The 14,315-nt window shown below is 34.7% G+C and carries 9 protein-coding genes, 1 tRNA gene and 1 pseudogene; 6 read left to right on the top strand and 5 right to left on the bottom strand.

The features are described from left to right. Window positions 1-29 precede the first annotated feature (29 nt). The gene (locus AB674_RS15830; RefSeq protein ID WP_047778167.1) at window positions 30-860 is read right to left on the bottom strand and encodes a M57 family metalloprotease; all 831 of its coding nucleotides are present in this window, start codon (window positions 858-860) and stop codon (window positions 30-32) included. 582 nt (window positions 861-1,442) lie between these two features. On the opposite strand from AB674_RS15830, the gene AB674_RS15825 reads away from it, so the two are divergent. Beyond that, entirely contained in the window at window positions 1,443-4,157 is a 2,715-nt protein-coding gene (locus AB674_RS15825; RefSeq protein WP_047778165.1) for a S8 family serine peptidase, read from the top strand. A gap of 401 nt (window positions 4,158-4,558) precedes the next feature. Here the strand turns inward: AB674_RS15825 and AB674_RS15820 are convergent, their stop codons facing one another. Genes AB674_RS15820 through AB674_RS15805 form a run of 4 tightly spaced genes read right to left on the bottom strand, consistent with a single transcriptional unit; the run spans window position 4,559 to window position 11,307 of the window. Then, window positions 4,559-5,701: a cytochrome-c peroxidase gene (locus AB674_RS15820; RefSeq protein ID WP_053004305.1), complete on the bottom strand. Its 1,143-nt coding sequence runs from the start codon at window positions 5,699-5,701 to the stop codon at window positions 4,559-4,561. A 30-nt stretch (window positions 5,702-5,731) separates the two neighbouring features. After that, window positions 5,732-7,243, bottom strand: a complete 1,512-nt coding sequence (locus tag AB674_RS15815) for a DUF6850 family outer membrane beta-barrel protein (RefSeq protein ID WP_131701553.1) — start codon at window positions 7,241-7,243, stop codon at window positions 5,732-5,734. 10 nt (window positions 7,244-7,253) lie between these two features. Then, complete coding sequence (locus tag AB674_RS15810) at window positions 7,254-8,462, bottom strand: DUF4876 domain-containing protein (protein WP_047778163.1); 1,209 nt, start codon at window positions 8,460-8,462, stop codon at window positions 7,254-7,256. A gap of 19 nt (window positions 8,463-8,481) precedes the next feature. Next, window positions 8,482-11,307, bottom strand: a complete 2,826-nt coding sequence (locus AB674_RS15805) for a TonB-dependent receptor plug domain-containing protein (RefSeq protein WP_047778162.1) — start codon at window positions 11,305-11,307, stop codon at window positions 8,482-8,484. A gap of 317 nt (window positions 11,308-11,624) precedes the next feature. Between AB674_RS15805 and AB674_RS15800 the strand changes: the two genes are divergently transcribed. The 5 genes and pseudogenes from AB674_RS15800 to AB674_RS23085 form a co-directional block, all read left to right on the top strand. Continuing rightward, window positions 11,625-11,709, top strand: a tRNA-Ser gene (locus AB674_RS15800). 393 nt (window positions 11,710-12,102) lie between these two features. Then, window positions 12,103-12,237, top strand: a complete 135-nt coding sequence (locus AB674_RS23175) for a hypothetical protein (RefSeq protein ID WP_262487207.1) — start codon at window positions 12,103-12,105, stop codon at window positions 12,235-12,237. Beyond that, window positions 12,234-12,521, top strand: a complete 288-nt coding sequence (locus tag AB674_RS15795; protein ID WP_047778161.1) for a helix-turn-helix transcriptional regulator — start codon at window positions 12,234-12,236, stop codon at window positions 12,519-12,521. The genes AB674_RS23175 and AB674_RS15795 overlap by 4 nt, the downstream gene beginning before the upstream one ends. Window positions 12,522-12,530: 9 nt before the next feature. Beyond that, window positions 12,531-13,781, top strand: coding sequence for a type II toxin-antitoxin system HipA family toxin (locus AB674_RS15790; protein WP_047778160.1), 1,251 nt, complete (start codon window positions 12,531-12,533; stop codon window positions 13,779-13,781). Between the two features lie 253 nt (window positions 13,782-14,034). Continuing rightward, window positions 14,035-14,287 (top strand): annotated as a pseudogene (locus AB674_RS23085) (IS1595 family transposase); the annotation flags it as partial. Between the last annotated feature and the right edge of the window lie 28 nt (window positions 14,288-14,315).

The following is a 14,315-nucleotide window of genomic DNA, read 5'->3' as shown; positions in this document are numbered from 1 at the left end:
ATTCTGTAAAAAGAGCCCTAATTTAATTTTTAATATAAATAATTCAGAGCTGTAACGTCGTTACTATTGAAAGCTCCAGTCTCATTTGAACCGAAACATGCTCTCATATAAGAAGTTGAATCATATCCTGTAGGAGTTCCCGGAATATGAATTGCTCCAACACCAGCTGTTCCTTCATTTGAATTCTGTCCACAGCTTTGACGGCTAAAATAGTCCGTATGACGTAAACCAATACAGTGACCAATTTCGTGCGCAGCTACGTGTGCATTAACATTTGTTGAATAACTTTCTAATCCTGAATATAAAGTAACAGAATTAAAAGGTGCTCCTCCTGAAGGGAAACCAGCTACTCCACCGGCACCTCCAACTTGTCTTCTTACAACAATGTTTGCACCTGAAGTACTTGAGCTAAAAGTTAGTGTAAAGTTAATAGACAATCCTAAATTATTGTATCTGTTTATAGCCGCTTGTAATCCAGCGCGCATGTTTGTAGTCAGAGCAGTTGTGCCTGTTCCTGACAATCCAACAACTTTAATAGTTCTTGGAGCAGATACTAAATTAGTCGTGCGGTATTGTTCTGTTGTAATACCACCGTGAATATCCATTTTGTTTAATTGATCTTGTGTTATAACAATATCTCCTTCGACCAAGAATGCATCTTCAGTTGTACCATCTAACTTCGTATTCTTAATCGCTTGAACATCTGTATTATTTAATGCAAGTGCACTAATTTTTTTCAACACTTCTGGTGTTACTTTAAGAGATTCTTGATTTGCTTGTTTTGTCTCATCTTCTTTGTTACAAGAGAACAGCGTTAACGCTATAAACGATAAGGCTAAAATTGTTTTTATTTTTTTCATTTAAAAGGGGTTTTGGTTAGTAAAATAAGCTAATATTATAGGGGTTTTTACAAAATATTCGTACTATTTACTGCCAAATCTATATAATTTTACTATTAAAATACTCATAAAAACAATAATTTAACAAAATTAATACTTTTTGTTAAATTATTTTGTTATTATTTTTAATAATATTTATCTGATTATTCCCGCAAGCCCAGTAAAACCAATAATTAAATATAAATCAGCGCGTTACAATAAAAAATAGTACACACTGGCATCCATCTTCAATTTTGTTAAATTGAGTCCCAAAAATGATTTTGCAATTTTTTATTCCATTTAAAATGAAAAAAGGGTACTAAAAACAGTATTTTACTCTTACAAATTTGAAAGATTCTTGACGAAATAAAAACTCATAAAAATTTTACAAATATTTTAATAACTTTGACTTATCAACAAGAGATAAACATTTCAAATAGAAATCATTAAGAACCAATTTTATTTTTGCTTTATCTAAATTAAGAGGTGATGAGCGGTCACACTAGTCGATTTTTTGTCTAACATGGATAAAAATGACTAAAACTCCCCAAACAACTACAGTAAATGAAGACACAAATTACCTTCCTCCTTTTTATGATAACAACAATTTGTTTCGCTCAAAGTCCTGAGAAATGGAAACACTACATCAAAAAAGAAAAGGAAATAAAATTTGAGAAATATTACTTTACAACTTTAGAAAATGCACAGCAGAACAAATACAAGATTGTAAAAAAACTGGATAGCGCTTTTTGTATTGTTGAAAATGAAAATTTAAAATCTAATCCGTCTTTAAAAAAAACACTTCCAGTTACTAATTTATGGAAATTGCCTTCCAATTTTTCAAATCATAAAAAAGACAAACCGTACATTATAGCGACTGATACTATCGAATCGCTGCTTGCTGATTTGAAATCAAGGCACATTTCTGATGTCAAAATACTGGATAACAATCTGGTCATCATAAAAAGTGATTCCAAAAAAATTATTGAGGAGATTATAGATTTAAACAGTGTGTCTTCCATTTCGCAAGAATCGTTACAACCAAAAGGCGAATCTAAAATAACAGATCAGAATTTCAGCATCAATTCTATCAATAAAGCCAATACTAATTTCCCTCTATTAACTGGCGAAAATCAAATTGTAGGAATCAAAGATGATTTTTTTGATGTAAATGATGTTGATCTATTAAGTAAACATATTCCTTCCTCAACACAATCTGCCACAGTATCAAGCCACGCAACTGCCATGGCCACTATCGTTTCGGGATTGGGAAATAGTTCTGCTTTAGGAAAAGGAGTCGCTCAAAAAGCGAAGATACAATCGTCAGATTTTTTGAATATCTATCCTGATGAAATAACTACTTTACAAGGTGTTACCACTCAAAATCACTCGTATGGTACCGTGATTGAGAATTTTTATGGTTCACTCGCTAATGCTTATGACGCTCAATTATTCGCAAATACTGATTTGACGCATTGTTTTTCCTCCGGTAATAGTGGGCTCGAAGGGTATAAATCTATTACGGGTAATTTCAAGCAATCCAAAAATAGTATCATGTTAGGTTGTATTGATCAAAACGAGATAATTATGTCGTTTTCTTCAAAAGGCCCGGCTTATGATGGCCGAATAAAACCGGAACTCGTAGCCTTTAGCACACAAGGAACTTCAAATTCTACAGCAGTGGCGACAGGAATTATTACGCTTATGAAACAACATTATAAAGCCATAAACAATACCGCTCTGACGAATACACAAACAAAAGCAATCTTAATTAACAGTGCAAAAGATTTAGGCAACATTGGTCCGGATTTCACCTATGGTTACGGCAATATCAATGCTGATAAATGTCTAAAAACGATCAGCGAAAATAGAATTATTTCGGGGAATTTAACATCGGCTCAGACCAATTCGCATACTGTTACGCTTCCGTTAAATGCAAAAAACTTAAAAATCACTCTAGTCTGGAACGATTTAGCAGCTGCCATCAATAGTAACATCAGTTTGGTAAATGATTTAGACTTGGCAGTTATTTCGGCCGACAACACTACTTTTTTACCCTGGATTCTTAATCCCGATGCTCCTCAACAACTCGCTACAAGAGGAAAAGACAAACTTAATAACGTAGAACAAGTGACTGTTGAAAACCCCGCAGCAGACTCCTACACTATTACTGTTAATGGTGCATACATTTCAAATGCGTCTCAGGATTATAGCATTGCCTACGAATATGAATTACAAAATCAATTTGAATGGAATTACCCTGTCAATAATGATAATTTTCCTTATGATGGCAAAACTATTTCCCCATTCAAATGGAATTCGTCTTTTTCCGGTAATCTTGGTCAATTGTCAATTACTTACGATAATGGACAGACTTGGGAAATGATCGCAAATGGTATAAATCTGGCTAGTGAACAATTTACTTTTACTCCAACAGAGCAAAAATTCTCAAAAGCAAAATTAAAAATGACCATTAACACTACCGACTACATTTCGGATACCTTTACAATCTCTTATGATTTAAATATCAGTACCAGTCTGGTTTGTGATGGCACAACCGAAATTAATTGGGACAAACCTGCCGATGTTGCTACATTTAATATTTACCAACTGGCAGGTGATCATTTGGAATTTAAAGAACAAACAACAAAAACCAGTTATGTTTATACAGATGAAAAAATCCACACCATTATTCCTGTATTTGACAATAGCGAAGGAATAAAAAGTGAGTCAACCCTGCAGTATGCTAAAAACTCCAATTGTTATTTCGAATTGACTTTGGCGGAAGTATTTGAAGAGGACAAAGTTAAAGTTAGTGCCAGTCTTTTTAGTTTGTACAATATCAAAAGAATAGAGTTGGTAAAACTAAATAATACTGCCGAAAGTATTATTAGTACACTAGATGATATCAACTCGAAAACATTCTCTTTTTTAGATGACGCTCCAATAAAAGGCAGCAATAAGTATAAAATAAATATAATTTTAGAAAACAATACGGTAATAAGCTCTCTAATTCTTGACACTAATTATCTAGGCAATGATTCGTTTTTTGTCTACCCCACGCTGCTAAGAAAAAATGAAGAATTAAATATTGAAGCCAAAAAAGAGGAAACCGCTACTTTTTATTTGTACAATATGAGTGGACAAAATACTTTTACTTCCTCATTACTTTCTAAAACCAATAGCTTCAATATGAAAAATACGGCTTCAGGAATTTATATCTACAAAATAGTAACCAATTCAGGCCAAACACAAACAGGCAAAATTGCCGTTTTTTGAGCTATTCGCAAATATGTTAATTAGGAAAATCAAACACCAATATTCCCCAGTCTAAAGAAAAAAAAGCCATTTAATTCTATCTAACTCTTTTTAAGTTATTAAAAACAAGCTATTTAAATTCCTCGTTTTCATGACCTCCTTCATAATTTTACCAAGAATTTCACCAATTGGCACGAATTATTTTTTTGCCACTGATTAAAACGATTTACACAGATTTTGTAAATCCTTTTAATCCTTTAATCTGTGGCTTTCTTTGCTCATAGGCCTGTAAATAATGCTAAAATAAAATAGCACGCAGATTCAGCAGATTTGGCAGATTTTGCAAAAAACAAGGCTAAAAAAAATCTGCTCAATCTGCCAAATCTGCGTGAAAAAAAACCATAACTTTTTAATCTATTTCTTTATCTCGGTATTTCGGGGCGTTCCATTTTGTATTGTCTGCCTGATAAGGTTTTAATAAACGAAACCAGGGAAACGATTTCATCATCCGTCAGATTCAGGGGCTGCATCAACACATCGGTTTTTGGGAAAAAGGGATCTGCGGCTTTTTCATTTTCGTCGGGATCAATCATGTGCATTCCGCTATTGTACATATTCACAACTCCGGTGATATTATCAAACAAACCGTTATGCATCCACGGGCCCGTATACATGACATCCCGCAGAGAAGGGGTTCTGAATTTCCCAACATCTTCCGCTTTTTTGGTGATAGTAAAGAGTCCTAAATCTTCATATTCCCTTTTGTAATACGTAAGTCCTATATTATGAAAGGATTCATCCGTAAAATATTTTCCCGAATGACAATTCATACAACGTGCCTTGGTACGAAAAAGATGTAGTCCCTCGATTTCCTGATCCGATAACTGACTGTAGTCGCCATCTATAAAAGCATCAAAACGGCTTCTTTTACTTTGTATTGTTTTTTGAAAATCGGCCAGTGAATGCAGAATTTTGTCGTAGGTAATCGTACTACTGCCGTAAGCCTTTTGGAATAAAACAGCATAACCCTTAACTTTTGCCAGCTTTTTAGCCAGACTTTTAGATTCCATATTCATCTCATGATGGGCTGTAATCGGGCCTTGCGCCTGCTCTTCTAAAGTAGTAGCCCTACCATCCCAAAAGAAAGATTTTCTGGCTCCAATGTTGTACAAAGAAGGCGTATTTCTTTTCCCTCGCAAATGATCATTACCGAGTGATACTTCTCTTGCATCGCCCCAAGCCAACTCAGGATCATGACAACTACTACAAGAAATTTGATTGGAACCGGAGAGTTTTGGATCAAAAAAAAGCATCTGACCTAAAACCACTTTAGGATCGTCTCTGGTTTCGTAATAATTGGTATCAACAGCCAGCGATTCAAATTCCTGCCAAAGAACATCCTTGTCTACATTCGGTTTTGGCCATTCCTTTACCGGTTTACTATAAAGTTCACGCCAGTTTGAACTCGTAATTGTTTCACTAAGTCTGACACCGAAACTCAAGAGCGAGTACACAATACCAATAGAGAAAATAAATAAAAATAGTTTTAGTGAAATAGACTTCATTATAAAGTAATAGAAAATTTGAACTACCGGTTAAAATGTCAAACCCAATGACATTTGACCATAAGTATTGTTTATGTTTTTAGAATAATTATAATAATCCAGATCTGCTTTGATAAAAAAGTTAAGATCTGCCTGATATTTATAATCCCATCGTACTGTACCGTTTATTTTGGTGTAAGCAGCCGATAAATAAGCGAAATTATGATCCAGCATTTCAAAAATCTGATTTGTTTTTGTGCGATCCGTTAATTTCATTTTTGCATCCAAAGCCCAACTGTATTCAAAGGAACTTGATACACTGATTAGGGATTGTGCTAAAAGTTTTGATATTGAAAAATCCAATTTACCTATACCTTGCTGAATATCGATAGTTCTGAGCGGATCGATGTATTTTTCTGCCGTATTTTTCAAATTAAAACTTGGTGCAACAGACCATGATACTTCAGGATTCGGAACATAATACAATCCCGAAAACACAACCGATGCAACTTCATTTGTATATTTCGTATATTCCGATATTTTGACATAGGATGTTGTGGTTTGGTTGTCAAATATATTTTCCGTTCCTGCACGATCTGTATACGAAACACCAATTTTTGCACCCCAAACCTGCTCTTCTGTTTTTTTCAAATAAGAAGCCTCTCCTTCAAAACGCTGCTCTGCAATACCCGATGCAATGAGATTTTGAAATTCGGTCATTATCTTCTCATAATCAAAATGATTGTATCCTATTGATAGCGCAAAACCATTTCGATCTTTCGGGAAGAACTGTACATTTGCTCCATATCCCTTTCCATCATAAAAAGAACTCAATTTATTTCCCGTAAGCAAATTATTGTATACGCCAAGCCCGGTCATATGATACACTGCCGGAGCACCTAACTCGCTAAAGAATTTCAAATTATTAGACTGCGTGTATTTTTGGACATTAAAAGACGTTCCAATCGCATAATGATCTCCTATATTTCCTGAAATCCCGGCGGCTACTTTTAGGTCCGAAACTGTGTTTTTGGGTCTGGGATCTATATCACGGTATTCCAGTAAGGCGCGGTATTCTGCCGCAATTCCAAGAGTCATTTTTCGGAAAGCTTTAGCATAACCTCCTTTAAAAGAATATTCTTCATACGAAAGATCCCCTCCAATAGAATCGGCCGTTACATAAGGATATATGATTTGATAATCTGAGCTTTCGTTCCATTGGACATTTTTACGTCGGCCATTCTTATAGGACGCATTTCCAAAAACGGTGTTTTCAGAATCAATCTTATAATACGATTGTGCCTTAATAAGAAACTGACGAATACCATTTCCTAGCTGTTCTAAATTGGCTTGCTGAGAGGCCGTGCTATAACTAGCACCGAATTCAGACAAAGAATATCGGTACGCAAATTGTTGGTTCGCCGGATTACTGGAAAATACATTAGAAAAATTGCTTGGGGGAGCTAAATTTTCACGAATACGAATCAGTACCGAAGTGCTGTCTTGCGCGTACATAATACCTGAACCAAAAAGAACAAATAGAAAAAGGGAACGAAAACTCATGATTATTGTATTAATTCATTAAAGAAGGTTTAACCTCTGGGCTAAAATCTAAGGTAGAATTATTGGTATCCTTCAATATTTTTTTTCCGTTTGAAGCACTTGAAAGCACTTTACGACGAACACTTTTACCATAACGGCTTTGATCTGCATCAACTTTTCCGCAATAGGTCCATCCCATATCTAAAGTCGGAGCAGTAACAATCCATTGAAATTCTGATTGAACACTTAAATTTACAGCATCGATAATCCAGGTATTTGGTATCGAATAAACACTCTCTCCCATTGGATAACTTTCACCACCAATTACCAAATTATACTCATAGTCGTACGTATTATTAGCCAGAAAAGCGTCTTTAGTTATGGGTAAACGTGCGATTACAAAACTTTTAAAACCTCTGTTATGAATAACCATTGAAGAGAATAAATTCTCCATATTTGGAACAGCCGGATTATCTACATCATCTGCATCTTCTGTATAAAACTCGAAAGCAGCAGTTCTCATATCAATCGAAGCGGAATTGTATTCTTTATGATTGATCGCATCTTCAGCAATAATAAAAAATTCACCCGGAGCAATTGGATAAGTTGTCCCCTTACCCGGAACGATAGCGATATTGGATACCGCAAATGACTGTGCCATAATATTTGGAGTATAAGCTTGTTTGTCAGTCGTCATAAATTCTGACTGTGCAATCATTAATCCATCGGCGTATAATACTTTGTCTGTATTGTTGTAAATCTTAAAGTATTTGTCTCCCCAATATTGTTTCCCTTCAGGAGTTTTGGTTCCTGTAAAAAATACTTCTTCGATGATAAAATCAGATTGTGTTGTTTTCAAGAAAAGATTTAAAGAAACCGCCGCTGTCTGACCGGTAATAACAACCGATTTATTGTAACCGCTAACAGAGGCTTCGGCAGTACTTCCGTCCGCTGCATAACGAATTTTTCCATCAACAGCAATTTCGTAAGACCCTTCACTCAATGTGATAGCAAGTTTATTATTGACAAATGAAGTGCTTTGAGTTACTTTACCGGTATTCAATTCTTTAAAAGAAATCGAAAGATCAGAAAATGAAACACCGCTTAAATCCTCAGGATTAACAAGCGTTAAAGCTATATTGGTTTGTTTATCGCTATAAGTATCATCCTCTTTTGAACAGGATTGTAATAGGGCCATTACGGCTATTGTTAGATAAACGGGGAGTAATTTAATTTTCATGATTGTTTATTATTTGTTGTTAAAAATTCAAGTTTAATTCCATTCCGAAATAAGGAGACGTTAGCCCTCTTCGCTCTATCTTCTGACCATTGATTTCATAATTTTGATAGTAGCTGAAAAGTCGGTTAACAAACATGGAAATTCTAATTCTCTTATAAAAATCTTTCGATACTTTCAGGTTCATATTCATCGACATAGGGATGGTTCTTTTTTGAAATAAGGCATCATTGTATTTGATATCCAACCATTGTAAAATCGGATCTGATTTATCCCCCTCGAGATAAGGATGCTGTTTTCCCGAAGGATCAATATAAGCAACAGGAGTCCCGTTCATTGGTAAAGCCTGATCACTTCTAAAACACATAAATTGAAAGGAGCTCGAAAACTCAAGCCCGAGTGAAGGAACATAGGTATCCACAATCAAGTTTGCATTTAACTGTTGTTTTTCAGAACCGTCATCCCACTGATAAAGACCTATGTAAGGAAGTCTCTTTCCGTCGATAATGATCTCTTTCTGGCCGCTTTTATAAACAGGGCTACTATTGGTGTAAGTCGTTTTAAACCAGGCACCATTTACGGTAAATCTTGTATTAATCGAAGTAAAACGTTTTGACGAAAATTGAAACTCAACCCCACTCTTCAGCAACTTACTACCATTATTCGTACTGTTGTAGGCCGTTAATAAAGTATCCATCACAAAACTCATTTGAGCAAGATCAGGCTGTGAGGTTAATGTATTTGGATCAATAGAACTACTATCGTATTTTTTATATGAAAGAGCCTGATATCGGGAGCTGTTTCGGAATCCGGAGTTTAAGTTTTCCTTAAAAAAAGTAGCCGAAAACCGATTATTGTCATACGAAAAATCAGCCCTAACCTCCCATTTTTTATTCACCGCCGGTGCCAAATCGTAATTAACAGCAGACGTTTTATAAGTCATTAAATTGATTCTTCTGTATTCGGGTGTATTATGATAATAGTTCAATTGTACTAAATCATTATAAACAAAATCAGGATAAAGCTGAGCCAAAGTTGGAAACTTAGTATACTGTCCGATTCCGGCAGTTAATTCAGCTCTCAGGGCCCGATTCCCTATTTTGAAAGACGGAAATACCCATTGAGCATTGATTCGCGGATCAAAATAATACTTACCTTGAATTGCATAAGCGGATGATATATTTAATAATGACGTAGCCCTAAGCCCTGCCGCAACATTCAATTCATGAGCTGCAATCGGAATTTTAACGGCATCTTCGGCAAAAAAAGAAATATCTGTGCTTGCCGGAATATCTTTGTAAGATCTTGGACGTGTTGTCATTTCAGGCGATGGCGGATGATTGGTATCATAAACCTGGCCTTTCCCGTTATTTTTAGCATACGTCCATTCTGAACCCATTTTTAAAGTCTGTTGTATTCCAAATAAAGGAACTTCAAAATCACCCATTACTTTTAAAAAAGCATCGAATGGTTTTCCGTCTACTTCAAGATTTGAAATGTACTGCGGCGTTAAAAAAATACCATCTGATTCTCCTTGTTCCGTATTATTCGGAATTGCAGTTGCACTAGAAACCTGTACCCACTTGGTCTGCCTAATCTTATCAAATTGCTGCCCAACTGATGCGGAGGTATGAATTGATTTCAAGAAACGCGATGTTTTAAAATTTATATCCAAAGAATTCGCAAACGAAAACCGATTAAAATCTGAACTATAGCGGTCTACTTTTGCATAACCAATATCCGGATCGGTTTTTTCATTATCCATTGAACCGCTGTAATCTAAACTCGAATCCCATTGAAACAACTGAGAATCGTTCTCCCATGTTTTTTGTGTCCGAATTGATGTTGTGATTCTTTTGTAATTCTCAAAACTATTTCTAGGATCCGGTTTTGCATCTAAATAATCAAGACCAACATTTAAAACGAATCGTTTTTCTTGCGATTCAAAACCTTTTCCAACATAATATAATTTACTGAATTCGTCTGCTTTAAACCTTGATTCCCAATTACTACGGCCTCTTTTTCGTTGAATTTTAATAAGTCCGCTCGTTAAATCACCATATTCCACAGAAGGAATCCCTCTCACAATTTCTACTTTCTCAATTTGATCTGTCGAAATAGAACGCATATCTACTCCTTTTGATGTTATATTTCTGCGCGTATTGGCATAACCGGAACCTGGTGTAATCTGCACAGTAGGTCCGGTTGTAAATTGCAAGTTCGAATCTGTGTTAATGGGAATTCCGTCAACTACAAAAGAAGTTCCGAGAGAGGAAATATCATAATTAGAATCAGCTGTTCCAACTTCTCTTAATTTGATATGATTTGAAGCATTAAATACAGGATCCTTTGATCGTCCACCAGGTAACAATTCCAATAAGTCTGTGAAACTTGACGGTTGCAAATGCTGCATTGCTTTTTTGTCAATAATGGAAGTACTGGTCATACCGCGTGATTCCACTGCTGTAATAACGACTTCGTTTAACTCAATACTTAAAGGAATCAATTCCAAAGTCAAATGCTGACCCGCTGTAAATTCCAGTGTTTTTTCAAGAACGGCATAACCTTTATGGGACAGTTTTATCTTGAATTTACCATTTGGAATGGATTTTAGAAAGACAACACCAAAATCATCTGACTGTATCTCATATTGCTGAAATACTCCTTCCACAGTTACCAGAACTCCTTTTATAGGTAATTTACTTTCCGCATCCTTAACAATAAGCTGAGGAGTTACTTTATCAATATTTTGAGTAAAAGCTATATTAGAAACTAAGAAGAGCACTAAAAGAATGATGAATTTAATCCTTTTACTAAGTAGTATTGTGAGACTATTATAAGAAGTCATTGCATTGTATTTGTGGCGGCAGCTATAAAATATATAACAGAAAGGCGATTAAAAGTTGCAAATATAACCTAATTTAGACTAATTAAAAATAATAAATTGTAAAATTACCTGTTATTGCTTTCTATAGTGTCCCGAAAATACTATTATGAGATATAAAAGTTGTTCCGTTTAGCGCTAGATCACAGCAAACCAATATATAAGGAATCCAAGCAATAATAAAATGCAGTTATTCTAAATAATTGGTTCAAAAAAAGTTTTTATAATCGAAAAAGCGTCTTATATTTGCACTCGCAATCAGCAAATGATAGCGACATACTGGAGAAATGGCAGAGCGGTCGAATGCGGCAGTCTTGAAAACTGTTGACTGTAACAGGTCCGGGGGTTCGAATCCCTCTTTCTCCGCTGAATTTTTAAAACCTTCAACTTTTGTTGAAGGTTTTTTCTTTTTATAGTAAAATTGATTCCATAAACCAATAAATTCCTGAAAACTGATTCTGTTTTTTTGCATCAGTTGAATCAAAAAATAAAATACCTTCATCGATCAAGACATAGAAAAGAATTGCAAGCTTACTTTCACTATAAGAACTACTGCATTTTTCAGATGATAATAAAGCATTCCGAGATTCATTTATGAGTACTTAAGTTTTCTATATTTTTTAATCTTATACTGAGTTTAAAAAAATATAGAAATAGCATTGTACTATAAAAACAATCGAACAAGGAGAACGGGAAGAACAAGAACAAGAACATAAAACAACCAACAAATGATTGTTATTCCATACAAAATAGTTAATTTTGTATGGAATAACAATCATCAGTAACATCAGTAACATCAGTAACATCAGTAACATCAGTAACATCAGTAACATCAGTAACATCAGTAACATCAGTAACATCAGTAACATCAGTAATATAATATTGAACGTATGAACAGAAAGAAACAAATCATTTATCCTAAATATCAGGAGATGATGGAACAAATGGGAGAAAATATTAAACTGGCAAGAAAAAGACGTAAACTTACTACTGTTCAATTAGCTGAGCGTGCAGATATTGCAAGATCAACATTGTACCTTATCGAACAGGGAAATGCAGGTGTAGCTATTGGTGCTTATTTTAATGTACTTCGTGCCTTAGGGCTTCAGGAAGATTTTCTTAAACTTGCAGCGGATGATGTTTTTGGAAGAAAGTTGCAGGACTTAGAGTTATTATAATTAGAAGAGATGGCACAGAACAAATTTGATATATATGTTTACGCGCATTGGAAGGGTATGCAAAAACCTGAGTTAACAGGCATACTGTCAGCACATTTTGCCAAAGGCAAGAAATCATTCAGCTTCGAATACGATAAAATGTGGATTAATTCTAAAGAACAGATACTTTTTGATCCGGATATTCAGTTTTATTCAGGCCCACAATTCCCAAATAATAAAGAAAACTTTGGCATTTTCCTCGATAGTATGCCTGATACATGGGGGCGAACATTGATGAAAAGACGCGCCAACCAGCAGGCTAAAGGGAACGGAGAAAAAGCACAAACACTTTATGATATAGATTATCTCCTAGGTGTTTATGATGAAAGCCGCATGGGAGCACTGCGTTTTAAGACTGAGCTCGACGGACCATTTTTAGACAATAATAATGCCAGCCCTACTCCACCGTGGTCTTCCGTCCGTGAACTGCAGAACGCTGCAAAAATGCTGGAGAATGATGATGATAAAGAGATCCAAAAATGGCTTTCAATATTAATGGCTCCAGGCTCTTCTCTTGGAGGGGCCAGGCCAAAAGCTAATATTCTTGATGATAATAAGGAACTTTGGATAGCAAAGTTTCCTTCAAAAAATGATACAATTGATAAGGCAGCATGGGAGATGCTTGCCTATGAACTAGCTCTTAAAGCTGGAATAAATATGGCGCCAAGCAAGATTGAAAAGATAGCCGGCAATTACAATACTTTTTTCACAAAACGATTCGATCGGGAAAAAGAACAAAGAATACATTTTGCGTCGGCAATGACAATGACTTCTAATAGTGAAGATACAATTCGAGATAATATGCCAAGCTATCTTGACATCGCTGATTTTATTCAAAACTACGGAGTAAATATTAATGAAAACTTACAGCAGCTATGGCGCAGGATAGTTTTTAATATTGCCGTTTCTAACACTGATGATCACCTAAGGAACCATGGTTTCATATTAACTAACGAAGGATGGATACTTTCTCCAGCTTATGATATTAACCCCTCAATAGATAAGGATGGACTTGCCTTAAATATAGATACTCATAATAACGAGCTTGATTTTAATCTTGCCAAAAGTGTTGGAGAATATTTTCGTCTAGATGACAACCAAATGGATAAAATCATAAACGAAGTTATTGAAGCTGTGAGTTGCTGGAAAGAAATTGCTAAAAAAATTGGAATCTCAAGAGCAGAACAAGAATTAATGACTGCTGCATTTATAGTATCTTAATACTATCATCAAAAAATATATTTTCTATTTTTATGCAAAAGCGTATAATTTCAAAAACATATGTTTTTTATATTCAAAAGCGGATAATTAACTGAATAAAAAAACATTTAGAAATGCAGTATAAAAGAGGGATAAGAAGCAATAGTTAAAATCCCTCTTCCTCCGCTGAACTTTTGAAACCTTCAACTTCTGTTGAAGGTTTTTTCTTTTTATAGTAAAATTGATTCCATAAACCAATGAATCAATTACAAAAAATATTGAACAAAAAGAAAGCAAAAATGGAACGAATTTAAAAGAAATTCATGTGTTATTCATCAAATAATTTTTTTGATAACAACAGTTCCAACTCACGTTAGTAAAAAACATATTCAATGTTATTTTGATGAATTTATCTTTAGGATTAATAGATCTATTTTTAAAGATACATATTTCACAAAACAATAGAAAGAATGATAAGTGAAATGCATGTTTATCAGAATCAAATAACACAGAAGCCAAATATATAACTCGGTAATTTTATATACAAGATGAAAA

The sequence above is a fragment of the Flavobacterium sp. ABG genome (genome assembly GCF_001027725.1).
GTDB classification, from domain to species: Bacteria; Bacteroidota; Bacteroidia; order Flavobacteriales; family Flavobacteriaceae; genus Flavobacterium; species Flavobacterium cupriresistens.
The sequence above is the reverse complement of the archived record's forward strand: the minus strand, read 5'-3'. Positions and strand labels throughout refer to the sequence as shown.